Annotated in this window: 16 protein-coding genes; 13 read left to right on the top strand and 3 right to left on the bottom strand. The window is 44.3% G+C overall.

Going from position 1 to position 16,575, the window contains the following annotated elements:
• On the top strand, positions 1-280 hold a 280-nt coding region (locus RG608_RS01475), incomplete at its 5' end, for an LPXTG cell wall anchor domain-containing protein (RefSeq protein ID WP_308946458.1).
• Between the two features lie 186 nt (positions 281-466).
• Here the strand turns inward: RG608_RS01475 and fbpA are convergent.
• The gene (gene fbpA, locus RG608_RS01470; RefSeq protein ID WP_268686536.1) at positions 467-2,116 is read right to left on the bottom strand and encodes an Rqc2 family fibronectin-binding protein FbpA; all 1,650 of its coding nucleotides are present in this window, start codon (positions 2,114-2,116) and stop codon (positions 467-469) included.
• Between the two features lie 532 nt (positions 2,117-2,648).
• On the opposite strand from fbpA, the gene trpX reads away from it, so the two are divergent.
• The 10 genes from trpX (at position 2,649) to RG608_RS01420 (ending at position 12,612) form a co-directional block, all read left to right on the top strand.
• The gene (trpX, locus tag RG608_RS01465) at positions 2,649-3,656 is read left to right on the top strand and encodes a tryptophan ABC transporter substrate-binding protein (RefSeq protein WP_223310774.1); all 1,008 of its coding nucleotides are present in this window, start codon (positions 2,649-2,651) and stop codon (positions 3,654-3,656) included.
• Between the two features lie 179 nt (positions 3,657-3,835).
• Positions 3,836-4,066 (top strand): AbrB/MazE/SpoVT family DNA-binding domain-containing protein, encoded by a 231-nt coding sequence (locus tag RG608_RS01460; protein ID WP_002910015.1) that lies wholly within the window; start codon positions 3,836-3,838, stop codon positions 4,064-4,066.
• Positions 4,067-4,286: 220 nt separating this feature from the next.
• Positions 4,287-5,036 (top strand): ABC transporter ATP-binding protein, encoded by a 750-nt coding sequence (locus RG608_RS01455; RefSeq protein ID WP_308946457.1) that lies wholly within the window; start codon positions 4,287-4,289, stop codon positions 5,034-5,036.
• Complete coding sequence (locus tag RG608_RS01450) at positions 5,033-5,767, top strand: ABC transporter permease (protein WP_268686539.1); 735 nt, start codon at positions 5,033-5,035, stop codon at positions 5,765-5,767. Before RG608_RS01455 ends, RG608_RS01450 begins: the two co-directional genes overlap by 4 nt.
• A 281-nt stretch (positions 5,768-6,048) precedes the next feature.
• Positions 6,049-7,098, top strand: coding sequence for a phenylalanine--tRNA ligase subunit alpha (pheS, locus tag RG608_RS01445; RefSeq protein WP_002904274.1), 1,050 nt, complete (start codon positions 6,049-6,051; stop codon positions 7,096-7,098).
• Positions 7,099-7,143: 45 nt separating this feature from the next.
• Complete coding sequence (locus RG608_RS01440) at positions 7,144-7,653, top strand: GNAT family N-acetyltransferase (protein WP_268686540.1); 510 nt, start codon at positions 7,144-7,146, stop codon at positions 7,651-7,653.
• An 86-nt stretch (positions 7,654-7,739) separates the two neighbouring features.
• Positions 7,740-8,249 (top strand): N-acetyltransferase, encoded by a 510-nt coding sequence (locus RG608_RS01435; protein ID WP_268686541.1) that lies wholly within the window; start codon positions 7,740-7,742, stop codon positions 8,247-8,249.
• A 391-nt stretch (positions 8,250-8,640) separates the two neighbouring features.
• Positions 8,641-11,070: a phenylalanine--tRNA ligase subunit beta gene (gene pheT / locus RG608_RS01430; RefSeq protein ID WP_374989831.1), complete on the top strand. Its 2,430-nt coding sequence runs from the start codon at positions 8,641-8,643 to the stop codon at positions 11,068-11,070.
• A gap of 171 nt (positions 11,071-11,241) precedes the next feature.
• Positions 11,242-11,634, top strand: coding sequence for a YbgA family protein (locus tag RG608_RS01425; protein ID WP_268686543.1), 393 nt, complete (start codon positions 11,242-11,244; stop codon positions 11,632-11,634).
• 150 nt (positions 11,635-11,784) lie between these two features.
• On the top strand, positions 11,785-12,612 hold the full coding sequence (locus RG608_RS01420; RefSeq protein WP_268686544.1) for an alpha/beta fold hydrolase: 828 nt from the start codon (positions 11,785-11,787) through the stop codon (positions 12,610-12,612).
• A 123-nt stretch (positions 12,613-12,735) separates the two neighbouring features.
• Here RG608_RS01420 and RG608_RS01415 read toward each other — a convergent pair whose 3' ends face one another.
• The gene (locus RG608_RS01415) at positions 12,736-13,881 is read right to left on the bottom strand and encodes a cobalamin-independent methionine synthase II family protein (protein ID WP_268686545.1); all 1,146 of its coding nucleotides are present in this window, start codon (positions 13,879-13,881) and stop codon (positions 12,736-12,738) included.
• Between the two features lie 131 nt (positions 13,882-14,012).
• Entirely contained in the window at positions 14,013-14,480 is a 468-nt protein-coding gene (locus RG608_RS01410; protein WP_268686546.1) for a GNAT family N-acetyltransferase, read from the bottom strand.
• A gap of 234 nt (positions 14,481-14,714) precedes the next feature.
• Here RG608_RS01410 and RG608_RS01405 point away from each other — a divergent pair, with 234 nt between their 5' ends.
• Both RG608_RS01405 and RG608_RS01400 read left to right on the top strand, forming a co-directional pair.
• A complete protein-coding gene (locus tag RG608_RS01405) occupies positions 14,715-15,185 on the top strand; it encodes an SP_0198 family lipoprotein (RefSeq protein ID WP_268686547.1) in 471 nt (156 codons plus the stop codon).
• 332 nt (positions 15,186-15,517) lie between these two features.
• A complete protein-coding gene (locus tag RG608_RS01400; RefSeq protein WP_268686548.1) occupies positions 15,518-16,555 on the top strand; it encodes a zinc-binding dehydrogenase in 1,038 nt (345 codons plus the stop codon).
• The last annotated feature ends 20 nt before the right edge of the window (positions 16,556-16,575 follow it).

Raw genomic sequence — 16,575 nt, 5'->3', positions numbered from 1 at the left:
GGGCTTTGTCGGTCAAGCTGACGGCGTAACAGTGATTCGCAAAGACCGCAATGGTCAGACGATTTCAGCGGTTTACGTTCCGACTGTGACAGAAAATCCTGTTCAGCCAGATCGGACGATTACGCCTGCACCACCGTCACTTTCTAAGAGTGAGAGTGCAAAATCCCTTCCTAAGACAGGTACAGAAGAAACCTCCTACTTGGCAGCAAGCTTACTTGCGGGAGTATCAGGTTTGGGACTGATTGGCTTAGACAAGAAAAAGAAAAAGTCTGAAGACTAAGGTAAGCTTGAAGAAATTTCCTTCTTGAACAAGAGGAATTTCACGAGAACGCAAAAAAGAGGTAGAACGTAAGTTTTACCTCTTTATTAGTATCACATAATTAGCGTGATAGAGAGAAACAGAATGTTTCCGTTTACTAATGCCTGTCTCGCTGCCAAGAATGACCTATTTTCAAAGAAGATAAGTCTACATCTTCATACTCTTAATCTTTTCTGCATCTGGTGTGACGCGCAGGGTTTTCTGGCCTGTATAGGTGACAAATCCTGGCTTTCCACCGGTTGGTTTGTTGAGCTTTCTAGTCTCAATCATATCTACTTGGACCAGATTAGAGAGTCTGGCCTTGGAGAAGTAGGCCGCCAGCTCAGCAGCGTCAGTCTTGACTTCATCGCTGGGTTGGAGATTGCCTGTGATGACCACATGACTACCTGGAATATCCTTGGCGTGAAACCAAAGCTCGTCCTTCTTGGCAATCTTAAACGTCAGCTCATCATTTTGTAGATTGTTGCGGCCAACTAGGATAATGGTTTGGCCATCTGTTGACAAATATTTCTCCGGTTTCTGCCTTTTCTGGATTTTCTCTCTCTGGCGTCGACGGATAAAGCCAGTCTGGATTAGTTCCTCCCGAATTTCCGCAATTTCAGTCAGGCTGGCCTGAGCAAGGGCTGTTTCCACGCTCTCTAGGTAGAGAATCGTAGTCCGTGTCTCCTCAATTAAGCTGGTCAGGTGTTTGACAGCTTCCTTGAGCTTCTGGTAGCGTTTAAAATAGCGCTGGGCATTTTGGTTGGGAGTCAGGGCTTTGTCAAGCGAGATCATAATCTTCTCACCTGTGTAGTAATTATCCAACTCAACCTGGTCCTGATTGTTGGGCACCTGATGGAGAAAGGTGGTCAAAAGCTCCCCTTTTTGGCGGAATTCTTCTGCATTCTCCGTTGCTAAGAGCTCTTCCTCTTGCTTGCCCAGCTTTTTTCGGTTCTTTTCCAACTCATTTTCTACTCGGCGAATCAGTTCGCTGGCCTGCTGGTTGACCCGATCGCGCTCCGCCTTGTCCTTGTAGAAAGTGTCTAAAAGCTCGGATAAGGTGGAGATTTGGGTCTTGCTGTCGGAAAATAGCAGAGCAGCGAAGGATTTTTCGGTTAGGCTAGGCTGAGTCGGACTGGCAAAGAAGGCTCGGAAAGTTTTGAGCTTGTCAGCTGTCAGACGGCCACTGAGTTCAGTAGACGTATCCCGGCCCAATCCCTGAAAAATTTGCTGCAGGCGTTTGGGCTCTAAGTCTTCAGTATGCAGTATTTCAAAGAGCTTTTCATCGCCCACAGTGAAAGGGTTGAGACTGCCAGACTGAGGCGGTGCGACATAAGTTGAGCCTGGCAGGATGGTTCGATAGCTATTTTGTGAAAATCCGACATGTTTGATGGCCTCAATAATCTTGTCGCTAGCCTTGTCCAAGAGAATGATATTGCTGTGCTTGCCCATGATTTCGATGACCAGAGTCACAGCCACGCTATCGCCAATTTCGTTCTTATTGGAGACGCTGATTTCCAAAATCCGGTCATTCTCTACCTGCTGGATAGCTTCAATAACAGCGCCCTGCAGGTATTTGCGCATCACCATGATAAAGGTATTGGGAACAGCTGGATTTTCAAACGTGGTATCTGTCAGCTGGACGCGCCCAAAGACCGAGTGGGCTGATAGGAGCAGCTTGTGGCTTTGGCGGTTGCTGCGAATCTGTAAAACCAGCTCCTGTTCAAAGGGCTGATTAATCTTCTGAATACGGCCACCCAGCAATTCGCGGCGGAGCTCCTCAGTCATATGGTGTAAAAAAAATCCGTCGAAAGACATGTTTTTCTCCTTGAAAGTTGCTAAAGAAAATTATAACAAAAAACCAAGTTAAAAGCTTCTAAAGTCTCGCTAAAAAGCAATTTAATTTTTGCCTATAACTGCCTCTATAAATCAAATCCGAACATTTTATAAAAATTTTCAAAAAGATCTTGACATCCTTTCAGGAAAAACTTAAAATATAGGAAATTAGAAAAGTAGTAGATGCATTTGTTTATAGCGAGCTTGTGGTTGGTGGGAATAAGCAGCAAATCTTTACGAAATTGGGCTAATTGATAAAATGAATTTGAAACAATAAGAATTCGGTAGGCACACCTTACAGTGCAGCTTGTTTGATGACAAGATAGAGACATGGGGAATATTAGCTATTTTCCATAATTGAGGTGGCACCGCGATTTTCGCCCTCACACAGAATACCTGTGTGAGGATTTTTTGTTGCTTATTATAAAAAACAAGGAGAATTGCCTATGTTTAAACGATGGCGTCCCTAGGGATTAAACAGAAAAAATATAAAACATAGAAATGGAGAAAGAACATGAAAAATAAACGATTAGTAACTATCTTAGGCCTTTTGGCTGTTTTGGCAATCGGTGGGATTGTCTATTCTAGCTTGAACAGCAAAGGCAACACCACTAAGACTAGTGGTGACAGTCAGACAGTCAAGGTCGGCGTGCTGCAGTATGTCAGCCACCCTTCGCTGGATTTGATTTACAAGGGGATTCAGGATGGTTTGGCTGAGGAAGGCTATAAGGGAGACAAGATTAAGATTGACTTTATGAATGCTGAGGGGGATCAGAGTAAGGTCTCTACTATGAGCAAGCAGCTGGTTTCCAATGACAATGATGTGCTGATTGGTATTGCGACTCCGTCTGCACAAGGACTGGCTGCAGCTACTAAGGACAAGCCTATTGTCATGGGAGCTATCACAGATCCAGTTGGAGCAAATCTAGTGAAAAATCTGGACAAGCCAGGTGGCAATATCACGGGTGTCTCTGACCGCAATCCAGCTAAGCAACAGTTAGAGCTGATTAAAAAATTGACTCCAGATGTCAAAACTATCGGTGCGCTCTACTCTAGCAGCGAAGACAACTCCAAAGCTCAGGTAGAAGAGTTCAAAAAATTGGCTGAAGAGGCAGGCTACAAGGTAGAGGAATACTCTGTTCCTTCAACCAATGAAATTGCTTCAACCATGAATGTCATGACTGGTAAGGTTGATGCTATCTGGATTCCAATTGACAATACCATTGCGTCAGCTTTTGCGACAGTTGTGTCCAGCAATAAAGAAGCTAAGAAACCGATTTATCCAAGTGCGACAGCCATGGTAGAAGAGGGAGGCCTTGCCTCTGTCGTTGTAGACCAGTATGACCTAGGTGTTGCGACTGGTAAGATGGCAGCTAAAGTCCTTAAAGGTGCTAAACCTGCTGACACTGCAGTAGATATTTTCGATACAGGTAAATCTGTTATCAATACCAAAAATGCCAAAGAACTTGGCATTACTGTACCAGAAGATGTTCTGAAAGAAGCAGGACAAGTGATTAAATAGAAAGAAGGAAGTCTATTGCTTGACAGGCTTCTTTTTCTCGATAGTCTCTTCTTGTAAAACCTTTCTCGCAGTTGTATAATAGAATTGGCTCAAGTGAATGGGAAGAGCAAATGAAATGCAGTTTGCTCTAGTAGATTTTACGAAAAGATAGAAGCGGAAAGGGAGTTAGTCAAGAAAGAATGGAAGAAGATATTCAAAAAAACCGCTATATGGGATCGGTCAAGGTTGGTCCCAAGGGGCAGATTGTTATTCCCAAAGAAGTGAGAGATATGTTTGAAATTCAACCTGGGGATGCTCTGGTCCTCTTTGCAGATGCCCAGCAAGGCATTGCCATCCAGCGTTACGAGCTCTATGAAGATCTATTTAATCAGACTTTCAATGGAGACAAAAATTCAAAAAGTGATTTATAAAATAGAAATCTGCTCACGCAGATTTTTTCTTTTGCTTTTATTTGCTACTACTAATGAATGGGTGTATAATAAGTATAAGAAGTTATACAAATCATACCAAACTCTTTCGAGATTGAGTTTAAATAGCTTAGTTTTTAGCTAAGTGAGTAAGTTGTGACTAGCTTTAGATGTCAAAGTCATATCTTTAAATAACATTTCGTTTTTTAGTTCCTCATATCTGATGAAAGGAGATGTCCTTATGTATGCAGTTGAGATGCAGGATTTGACCAAGCAATACGGCTTAAAGACGGTTGTTGATGGTTTGAATCTAAAAATTGAAGAGGGTGAATTCTTTGCCATGCTGGGCTCTAATGGTGCGGGGAAGACAACAACGATTAAGATGCTGTCCTGTCTAGTTGAACCGACAGCAGGAGATGCCCTGATGCTAGGTCATAGCGTTCGCAAGGAGGAAGGTGCTGTCAAGGAAATGATTAATGTTTCACCTCAGGAAACAGCTGTTGCTCCCAAGCTGACAGTCAAGGAAAATCTGGAGATGATTGCTCGTCTATATGGATTTTCTAAGGAAGAAGCGGCGCAAAAGACAGAGCATCTGATGGAGACATTTGACCTGACGGATAGGCAGCATGATCGAGCCAAGTCGCTGTCAGGTGGCTGGCAGCGCAAGCTTAGTATTGCAATGGCTCTAATCAGTCAGCCCAAGATTTTGTTTCTGGACGAGCCGACCTTGGGGCTGGATGTACGGGCTAGAAGGGAGTTATGGAAGAATATTGAGCAACTAAAGGGAAAAGTTACAGTGATTCTGACCACCCATTATCTAGAAGAAGCCGAGGCTTTGGCCGACCGACTCTGCATTATGGATAAGGGAGTGGTGCAGATCTTGGGGACAGCGGAGGAAATTATCCAAGCTTCCGGCAAGAAGGATTTTGAAGAGGCCTTTCTGTCCTATACGGAAGGAGGGGAATTAGCATGAGAGCCTTCATTTTTGCAAAGCGCAATTTCAAAGAAATCATGCGTGATTATGTCAGCAGTCTGATGGGAATTGGTTTTCCTGTCTTTCTGATTATCGCCCTGTCCCTTATGAAACAGAGCCTCAAAGGGATGCCAGCTATATTTTCCATTGAAAATTTTGCCCCAAGTATGATGGTGTTTGGTGCTTCCTGGCTGACTATTTTTGTTGGCAGTTTAATGGCCACAGACCGCAATAGCTCTTTTCTCATGCGGCTGCTATCAACTCCGCTTAGAAGTGTGGATTATATCTTAGGATATTCGATTCCAGTTCTGCCTCTGGCTCTTTTACAGGGCATAGCTAGTTTTGCAACTGCAATGATTTTTGGCTTATCCTTAAATCTGGGTACTTTGTACGTCCTCTTGGTTTTGATCCCAGTAGCTCTGCTCTTTATTTCCTTAGGACTGCTGCTAGGCTCAGCTTTCTCTAGCAGTAATGCAGTCAGTGGTTTTGGAACTATTCTTGTCAATGCCACGGTTTTTCTCAGTGGAGCAGTGCTTCCGATTGAGATGATAGGAGGTGGTTTTGAAGCATTTTGCAATGCCTTGCCATTTGCCCATGCAGCAAAGGCTGTTCAGTTGGCATTGGCTCAAAATTTGAATTCACTTTTGCCTCATCTTTTTTGGGTTCTGCTCTATGCTTTCCTATTCTTTATCCCTTCTGTCTGGATTTTCAAAAAGAGGATGAAAGGGTAGAGGTTTAGTTCAATGTAGAAATCAGCTGGATTAGCTTGCGAAATGTTTAGAAATCTGTTAGAATGAAGTATAACTGAATAGCAATCCGCAAGACCAGTAACCTAGGGGAAGTTTAACAGGGAGGGGAGCCAGCGACTGAAAGCTCTCTAGATGAAAGCTAGGCGAATTCACTTGCTCTAGGATTGATAAGTAAGGTCTGGCTTGCCAGATAAAAAACGGATGGTACCGCGTGTCAACGCTCCGCTTATGGAGATTGGCGCGCTTTTTATTTTGGAGGGAAAATGACGAAAACGATTGAAGAACAATTGAAAAGCCTGCGCGAAGAGACTCTAGCTTCTCTCAAGCAGCTCAAGGCTGAGAATCAAAAGGAACTTCAGGATTTGCGTGTAGCAGTCTTAGGTAAGAAGGGTTCGCTGACTGAAGTCCTGAAAGGGATGAAGGATATTTCAGCTGAAATGCGGCCGATTATTGGAAAGCACGTCAATGAAGCGCGTGATATTCTGACAGCAGCCTTTGAAAAGACAGCTCAAGAGATGGAAGAGCAATTAGTAGCTCTGAAACTGGCTGAGGAATCCTTAGACGTGACCCTGCCAGGTCGTCAAATTCCGGTAGGGAACCGCCATATTCTAAGTCAAACCAGTGAGGAAATCGAAGATATTTTCATCGGGATGGGCTATCAGGTCGTGGACGGCTTTGAAGTGGAAAAGGACTATTACAACTTTGAGCGGATGAATCTGCCTAAGGACCACCCAGCACGGGATATGCAGGACACTTTCTACATTACAGAGGAGATTCTGCTCAGAACTCATACCAGTCCGGTACAGGCGCGAGCTATGGACGCCCATGACTTTTCTAAGGGACCGCTCAAGATGATTTCACCAGGACGTGTCTTCCGCCGGGATACCGATGATGCGACTCACTCCCACCAGTTCCATCAGATTGAAGGCTTGGTGGTTGGAGAAAATATTTCCATGGCCAACTTACAAGGAACGCTGCAGCTGATTGTCCAGAAGATGTTCGGCCAAGACCGTAGTATCCGTCTGCGTCCTTCTTATTTCCCATTCACAGAGCCGTCTGTTGAAGTGGATGTTTCCTGCTTTAAGTGTGGTGGTGCAGGCTGTAATGTCTGCAAGAAGACCGGCTGGATTGAGATTATGGGAGCTGGTATGGTGCATCCGCGCGTGTTGGAAATGAGCGGTATTGATGCAGAGAAATATTCTGGATTTGCCTTTGGTCTTGGTCAAGAGCGAGTAGCTATGCTTCGCTACGGTATCAACGACATTCGTGGCTTCTACCAAGGAGATATTCGTTTTTCTCAGCAGTTTAAGTAGAAACCTGTATTCATAAATGCAGCTTTTCTGAGAAAGGAGTGCAGTATGCTAGTCAGAGTCAAAAAAGAAGAAGCGAGCCTCCTGCGGGAGTTGGAGGTCGCGACCTATCAAGAAACCTTTGGCCCATTTATCAAGGAAGCTGATATGGCTCATTATTTTGACAATGAGCTGTCGCTTGCAACTATCGAAAAGGAACTGGCAGACCCTGAATCAGAGACTTATTTTGTTGTCAAAGAGGGTGAAATTGCTGGTTTTCTCAAGTTAAACTGGGGACAGGCTCAAACAGAGCAAGAACTGCCACAGGCTTTTGAGGTTCAGCGAATTTACGTTTTGAAAGCCTATCACGGTCAGGGCTTGGGCAAGGAGATGTTTGAATTTGCCTTGGAAGAAGCCGAGAAACGAGGCTTTTACTGGGTCTGGCTGGGCGTCTGGGAAAAGAATTTTAGAGCTCAAGATTTTTACTTCAAATACGGCTTTGAAAAATTCAGCCAGCATGACTATATCACTGGTGAGACAGTAGACACAGACTGGCTGCTGCGCAAGAAATTGAAATAAAAGACAAAATATAGTGAGGAAATGAATAGAACCTAAAATTTGGTTGGTCAAGTTTCTCAGCGATAGAATAGAGAAAGGAGTGCAGTATGCTAGTCAGAGTCAAAAAAGAAGAGGCGAACCTCCTGAGAGATGTGGAAGTCCAAACTTATCAAGAGACCTTCGGTCCCTTTTTCGGTGAGGAGGACTTGGCTCATTATTTTGACAATGAGCTGTCACTTGCAACTATCGAAAAGGAACTGGCAGATCCTGAGTCAGAGACTTATTTTGTTGTCAAAGACGGTGAAATTGCTGGTTTTCTAAAGGTTAACTGGGGACAGGCTCAAACGGAGCACGAATTGCCACAAGCCTTTGAGGTTCAGCGAATCTATGTCTTGAAAGCCTATCTTGGCCAGGGTTTGGGTAAGAAATTGTTTGAGTTTGCTTTGGAAGAAGCCAAAAAACGAGGTTTTGACTGGATTTGGCTGGGCGTCTGGGAGAAGAACTTTAGAGCTCAGGAATTTTACTCTAAATACGGTTTTGAAAAGTTTGGTCGGCATGATTATATCACTGGTGATAGAGTAGATGCAGGCTGGCTACTGCGCAAGAAATTGAAATAAATAAGAAAATTTAAAGAGAGGAAATGATACGACCTAAAAGCTTAAAATTTAGATGATTTGTTTATGAAATCAGGATTTCAGACAAATCCCTAAAATTTAGTGGGTCTAGTCCCTCAGCGATAGAATAGAGAAAGGAATTGAACTCGGGCTAAAAACTCGGAAAAAAGATAGATTTGCGATCATTCGTCGAATGTTTAGCAAATCTCCTGTTTTTCAGTCGTTTTTGACGCCCTTGGTATCCTTTGTAGTAATGGCACAGCACAAGTGCAGAAAATTTAAAGAGAGGAAATGAATACGACCTAAAAGCTCGAAATTTAGATGATTTGTTTATGAAATCAGGATTTCAGACAAATCCCTAAAATTTGGTCGCTTTTACCAATTGTCTTAGCAATTGGCCGGTCTTAATATCTTAAATATGCTAGTAAGTTATAAGTGGTTAAAAGAGTTAGTAGACATTGATGTGGCGAGCGCTGAGCTGGCTGAGAAAATGTCAACGACAGGAATTGAAGTGGAAGGTGTGACCTCACCAGCTGCTGGCCTGTCAAAAATTGTCGTTGGTGAGGTGGTATCGTGTGAGGATGTTCCTGATACCCACCTGCATGTTTGTCAAGTCAATGTCGGAGAAGAGGAGAACCGTCAGATTGTCTGCGGTGCTCCAAATGTTCGCGCAGGCATCAAGGTCATGGTGGCTCTGCCGGGTGCTCGCATTGCGGATAATTATAAGATTAAAAAAGGGAAAATCCGTGGCTTGGAGTCACTGGGCATGATCTGCTCTCTGGGTGAGCTGGGTATTTCTGATTCTGTTGTGCCAAAGGAATTTGCGGATGGCATTCAAATCCTGCCTGAAGAAGCAGTGCCAGGTGAGGAAGTATTCTCTTATCTGGACTTGGACGATGAGATTATCGAGCTTTCTATCACACCAAACCGGGCAGATGCTCTGTCTATGCGTGGCGTGGCTCATGAAGTGGCTGCGATTTATGACAAGTCAGTACATTTCAAAGATTTTCCGCTGGTGGAAAATGAAAAGCAGACAGCTGACATTCTTTCAGTAGCCCTTGAGACAGAGAAAGCCCCTTACTACGCGGCTCGTATCTTGGAAAATGTCACCATTGCCCCAAGTCCTCAGTGGCTACAAAATCTCCTCATGAACGAAGGAATCCGTCCGATTAACAATGTAGTGGACGTGACCAACTACATCCTGCTCTACTTTGGTCAGCCCATGCATGCCTTTGATTTGGATACTTTTGAGGGTGACCAGATTGTCGTGCGGGAAGCGCGTGCTGGTGAAAAATTGGTGACACTGGACGGCGAAGAGCACGAGCTGGAAGTTAGCGACCTAGTCATTACTGTGGCAGATAAGCCAGTGGCTTTGGCTGGTGTCATGGGCGGAGCAGCGACTGAAATCTCTGGCCAGTCTACTCGTGTTGTTCTGGAGGCGGCTGTTTTTGATGGAAAATCAATCCGCAAGACCAGCGGTCGCCTTAATCTGCGTTCGGAATCATCTTCCCGCTTTGAAAAAGGCATCAATGTAGCAACTGTCAATGAAGCTTTGGACGCGGCAGCAAGTATGATTGCGGACTTGGCAGGTGCAACCGTTCAGGCTGGTATCGTATCCGCTGGTAGCTTAGACACTAGTGATGTAGAAGTGGTGTCCAGTCTCGCGGATGTCAACCGTGTGCTGGGAACAGACTTGCTTTATACAGATATTGTGGATGTCTTCCGCAGACTTGGCTTTGGCTTGTCAGGAAATGCTGAACAGTTCACTGTCAGTGTCCCTCGCCGTCGTTGGGATATTTCAATCGAAGCGGATCTCTATGAAGAAATTGCCCGCATTTACGGTTATGACAAATTACCAGCTAGCCTGCCAAAAGATGACGGGACTGCCGGTGAATTGACTGAAACGCAGCAACTGCGCCGTCAAGTACGGACCTTAGCAGAAGGAGCTGGGCTGACAGAAATCATCACCTACGCTTTGACGACGCCAGAAAAGGCGGTTGAATTTACTATCAATCCTAGCAACTTGACTGAGCTTATGTGGCCGATGACAGTGGAGCGCTCCGTTCTTCGTCAGAACATGGTTTCTGGCATTTTGGACTCCCTAGCATACAATGTAGCTCGTAAAAATAAGAACCTAGCTCTCTATGAGATTGGAAAAGTCTTTGAGCAGACTGGCAATCCTAAGGAAGAGCTGCCAAATGAAATCAATAGCTTTGCTTTTGCTTTGACAGGTCTGGTTAATGAAAAAGACTTCCAGACCAAGCCAGTAGCAGTTGATTTCTTCTATGCTAAGGGTGTAGTGGAAGCACTCTTTGCTAAATTGGGCTTGACAGCTGAATACGCGGCTAGTAGCCAGATTAAGAGTTTGCATCCAGGTCGGACTGCCCTGATTTCTATCAATGGCCAGCCTGTCGGCTTTGTAGGCCAAGTCCATCCTGCGACAGCCAAGGCTTACGATATTTCTGAAACTTATGTGGCTGAGCTCAATCTGTCTGCTATCGAAGAGCAGCTCCAGCCAGCACAGCCATTTACAGAAATCACTAAATTCCCAGCTGTCAGCCGCGATGTGGCCCTCTTGCTCAAGGCAGAAATCACTCACCAAGAGGTTCTTGATGCAATCCAAGCAGCTGGTGTTAAGCGCTTGACAGATATTAAGCTCTTTGATATCTTCTCTGGGGACAAGCTGGGTGTCGGCCTCAAATCCATGGCCTACAGCCTGACTTTCCAAAATCCAGAAGCCAGCCTGACCGACGAAGAAGTGGCTAAATATATGGAAAAAATCGAAAAATCCCTGACCGAAAAACTCGGCGCAGAGGTACGCTAATGAACTATTCCCCAGTCATGTGATTGGGGATTTTGATTAATACTCTTCGAAATCCTATTCCAATCATAGTTGATTTGCTTTCTATTATGGCAAGCTTATTGCTAGGATGCGAGCAAAGATGTAGACGAAACGAGAAGAATTCGAAATTGAAAATCAGTAGGAAAAGTAATTATGGAAAATTCAAACCAAATATCCCAATGTCAGACTCTTTGGGCTAGAAATAAATATCTGGTTCTCAGTCATTCCAGTAAGATCTATCTGGAAATCCGCAAATATCTAAAAAGCGACTCGGTGGAAGCAGCACATGTTCAAGGCTTGATTGACCAGGCGGTAGCCTTGCCTGAAAATCGTGGTCAGGTCAGCAATGCCTTTCAGCATATATGGGGCTATTTTAAGAAAAAAGCGAGTACGACTGAAAAAGAAGATTTTATGCATCTTTTGCTTCGTTACCAATCAGGTCAGGCTGAGCAAAAAGACTTGGTAAGAGCTGTAAGGGACCTGCTAGTCAAGTATCCCAATCCTTATCTGCAGCAGTCGACCTTGATATTTGGGGATGAGGCATGAAGCTCTGAAATCAAGGGGAAAGAATAAGCTTGCTCGTTTAGTAGCTTTGAGGGGTGTAGATGATAAGAATAATTTGTTAGGCTTATTAACAATATTATTTTGACTGGTTTCGATAAAGGCTTCACCTCGAGCAAAACGTGTCTTTAAGGTATGATTGGAGAAAAAATGTTTTTTACTTATCAGGGAAATAAATTATACTATAAAGTGATTGGTCAAGGAAAGCCAGTCTTGGCAATTCATGGTTTGGGCTGTTCATCTGAATTGATGGAAGGATGTTTGGAACCTATTTTTGAGAAACATGCTGACTATAAAAGGATTTATTTAGATTTGCCTGGCATGGGTAGGTCTGATGTCAATCCTGCTTTTGCAAGTGCGGATGCGATTTTAGAGATGCTCTTGAACTTTATAGATACGGTAATCAGCGGACACACCTTTCTCTTAGCTGGAGAGTCTTATGGTGGCTATCTTGCTAGAGGAATTTTGGCTAAGAAAAGGTCGGAGATTGATGGTTTGCTGCTTATTTGTCCAGTAGTTGCACCCAATCCGCAAGAAAGAATTCTGCCAAAAGACAGCCTGCTAATTAGAGAGGTTGGGTTTGATACAGCAGGCAAAAGCGAAGATTTCGTTGATTTAGCGATTTTACAGACTAAAGAAACTTATCAACGGTTTGAAAAAGAAATCTTAGCAGGGCTTCAGATGATGAATGCTCCCTTTGTCCAAAAGCTGCAAGAAAACTATTCTTTTTCGTTTGAAGTGGATCAAGAGATACAGGAAAAGGGCTATGACGAGCCCAGCCTTTTTATAGCAGGAAAGCAGGACCAAGTCGTGGGCTTCCAGCAGTTAGCCCAGCTGTCTCACTATTATCCAAGGGCAACTCATGCTGTGATGGATCTTGCTGGCCACAATGCACAGATAGATCAAGAGGCTCTCTTTACGGCCTTGGTTGAAAATTGGCTCAAGCGAATTGAACTTTCCTGATACTACAAGATTTAATATGTTGAACAGGTGCAGATGAAACTGGAGTTCACCAAAGAGATCTAATTCAGTTCCCAATTGATTTTAAAAGCATAGAAAAAAGCGGTCACACCGCTTTTTTGCTTATTATCCCCAGAATTTTTGGGCGATTGCTTGGCCTTGTTTGATTTTTGCCCATTGTTGCTCAATGGTGAGTTCGTTTCCAGAGTCACAAGAGGCGAAGCCACATTGGTGGGAGAGCAGGAGTCGCTCTTTTGGTAGAACAGTTGCTGCTTTCTCGAGGAGGTCTAGGACGCGTTTTTCGTCATCCAAGCTTGTCGTCTTACTGGAGAGCAGTCCTAAAACAACTTCTGCATCTTTGTCCTTCAAAGCTGCTAGGGCTGAGACATCTCCAGCCACGTCACTGTCCCACTCTAGGAAGTAGCGATCATAGTGTTGGTCGCGCAGGAATTTTTCCGCGATAGCTTCGTAGGTACCCTCAGCAGCAGAGCGGCTTTCGTAGTTACCACGGCAGTTGTGGGTCCAGACAGTCAGTCCAAGCTCATGGGCGTAGTCTACGACTTCGTTATTAATAGCGACAAACTCGTCTGCTAGGTCAGCCAGACTAGCATTCCCCTCCGCAAAGAAGCTAGCAGGATTGGACTCGTCAAAGAGTTCCCAGAGACAGTCGTCAAACTGGATAATCTGTCCGCCAGCAGCCTTATAGTCGTCCAAAAATTCCTTATAGGCTTGAATCAAGCCTTTTTTCAAATCTTCATTGGTCTCATAAACTTGTCCTGGTCCCGCTAAGCGGTCAAAGACAGCTAACTCAGTATAAGCATGGGCAGGCCCCCAGACAGTCAGCTTAGTATCTTCACCAGCAGCCTCTTCCTTGACTAGCTTATAAATCTCGATAAAGTGATGGTTTTTACCAGAGAGTGGTGCTGTGATGCGGATACCAATGTCCTTGCGGGTCTCGTATTGCCCACCGTCGTGGTCCTTGAAGGTATAGCCGTGGTCAGCAATGTAGCGCTCAATTCCCTTAAGTCCCCAGACAAAGTCCAGATGCCACATAGACTTGGAGTATTCTCCATCCGTCAGGATGTCAATTCCCTTAGCCTTTTGCTCAGCAATAATCTCCTTGATGTCAGCTGTCTCCGTCTCATGGTAGCCTGGGAAGCTGTCGTAGAAGGGGTACTGAATATCATCGCGGTGCTCAATTTCTGTCTTATACTGGCGGAGATTTTCTGGGCGCAGAAGGGATCCAACCAGTTGAAATTTTGATTTTGTCATAAGATTTCTCACTTTCATTAGGGATTATGGTCCATTGTATCGAAAATTCCTCGGCAAATAAAATAGTTAATTATACTGGTAGGGTATAGCCGAAAACTATTGCTCGCGCTTCCTGAAATTTTTCCTTCAAATCAAAGTATCTTCTCCATTACAGTTTCCTGAGCCTGAAGCCCTAATCGCTCATAGAAACGCAGAGCTCCGACATTGTCGTTCCAAACATTGAGAGTCAGATTATAGCAGCCGATTTTCCGAGCATAGTCTTCCGCAAAGCGGTAAAGCTGCTCGCCAACCTTTTGCCCTCTGGCTTTCTCATCTACACATAAATCCTCAATAAAAAGTGTCTTGATGGGATTGAGTACAGGACTGTTCGGTTCCTTGATGGAGCAGAAGAGGTGACCGAGGATTTCTCTGGATTCACTTTCAAAGACGAAAATAGGGGTGGACTCTTGTCCCAGAATCTTCTCTAGCTCTTCATTGCTAAACTTGCTTCCTTTGGCCTTGAAAATGTCCGGACGAGCCTGATGGTGGACAAGCAAGATTTGCTGAAGGAGTTCTTGGAGTGCAGGAATATCGCTGACTTGGGCTTTTCTGATTGGCATGATCTTCTCCTTTTATCTTTTTAAGAATCATTATACGACAGGGAACTATTTTGTCAAGAGAACTCGGAAAGACTAACAGAATAAGCAGCGTCTGAATAGCAAAGGTCAGTCAGAGTGAGTCATTTCTTTAAGATGTATTTTCCTTATAATAAAAACTGCTTTTTCTTGACAAATGAAACAGACAAGTGTAGAATATAAGTATAAACTACAAATGTAGAAAAAGGAGAAAGCGATATGACTATTACAAAAAAAGCTTTTATCGGAATTCTATCTCTGACAGCAGCAGTCCTATTAGCTGCCTGCTCAGGCAATACCAACCAAGGAGGGAATACTAGTTCATCACAAAATACACAAGGCCAAACATCACAATCTGCGCAAAATCAGACTTCGCAGTCATCAGCTGTATCTTCCTCTAATCAGCCTTCGTCATCATCAAATGCAGGGCAGGCTACAAGTCTAGATGGGCTCTACCAAGCAACCGACCATGATGGTGACCAGCATGTCCTAGAAATCAATGGTACGACTGGTACTTGGACTGAGACCGAGGTTGATGGCAGTAAGGAAATCAAGCAAGTACAAGTAGATAGTGCTAACCAAAGACTAATTGTCGGTGATGATGTCAAAAGTTACCGCCAAAATGGCAATCAGCTGATTGTGGACGAATTGGATGATGATCCAGACACTCTGACCTTTACCAAGCAGTAAAGCGCTTCTCATTCTGCTCAGGACAACAGGATGAGCAGTGAGGAAATCTAACTAGAGGCTGGGACAAAAGTCCTAGCCTCTCAATTGTCTTTGGATTGTCGAGCAAGACGCAGTGGTTGAGTGGGCTCTACTACGCTGATTTCATCAGCTTTTACAGCCCTACTCAACTGTGCGGAGGTGGGACGACGAAATCGAATTCTAACGAATTACCGATTTCTGTCCCACTCTCTTTTTTTATAAGAATTTTATCTTAAATGATGTCAAAAATTTGACTTCTAGGGTGCTCTAAGTTGTATAATAGTTACTATAAAGATATCAAAGGAGAAGAAACGATGAAATTGGCAGTTTATTCAAAAGCAGGTCAAGTTGGACTGACTGAGATTGATCGTCCGCAAATTATTGAGGCAGATGATGCCATTATTCGGATTGTTCGGACCTGTGTCTGTGGCTCTGACCTATGGCGCTACCGCAGTCCAGATATTGAAGCAGGCCATCAAAATAGTGGGCACGAAGCCATAGGAATTGTCGAAGAAATCGGGGATGCAGTAACGACTGTTAAACCTGGTGACTTCGTTATTGCACCTTTCACTCATGGATGCGGGCAATGTGATGCCTGCCGTGCAGGATTTGACGGTACCTGTGATTCTCATATTGGGAATAACTGGTCAAATGGGGTGCAGGCAGAATATATGCGCTTCGAATTTGCGAACTGGGCTCTTATCAAAATCCCTGGTCAGCCTTCTGATTATACAGAAGGAATGCTCAAATCACTCTTGTCACTGGCTGATGTTATGCCAACTGGCTATCATGCTGCGCGAGTGGCAGACGTCAAGCCTGGTGATAAGGTAGTCGTGATTGGTGACGGAGCTGTGGGGCAGTGCGCTGTGATTGCTGCTAAAATGCGTGGTGCTTCCCAAATCGTTCTTATGAGTCGCCACGAAGATCGACAAAAAATGGCCTTGGAATCAGGTGCAACAGCTGTTGTTGCAGAACGTGGCGAAGAGGGAATTGCCAAAGTGCGTGAGATTCTAGGTGGTGGTGCTGATGCAGCTTTGGAATGTGTTGGAACAGAAGCTGCTGTTGATCAAGCTCTAGGAGTCCTTCACAACGGCGGCCGCTTAGGCTTTGTCGGTGTGCCTCACTATAATAACCGAGCTCTCGGTTCTACCTTTGCTCAAAATATTACAGTGGCAGGCGGAGCAGCCTCTGTCACGACTTACGACAAGCAAATCTTGCTTAAGGCAGTTCTTGACGGTAATATTAATCCAGGTCGCGTCTTTACTTCAAGCTACAAACTGGAAGATATCGATCAAGCTTATAAGGATATGGACGAACGCAAGACTATTAAGTCCATGATTGTTTTTGATTAGGTAAAGAAGAAAACAGCCTT

Origin of the sequence: Streptococcus sp. IsoGale022 (assembly GCF_031142805.1) — a bacterium.
Lineage (GTDB): Bacteria > Bacillota > Bacilli > Lactobacillales > Streptococcaceae > Streptococcus > Streptococcus sanguinis_A.
The sequence above is the reverse complement of the archived record's forward strand: the minus strand, read 5'-3'. Positions and strand labels throughout refer to the sequence as shown.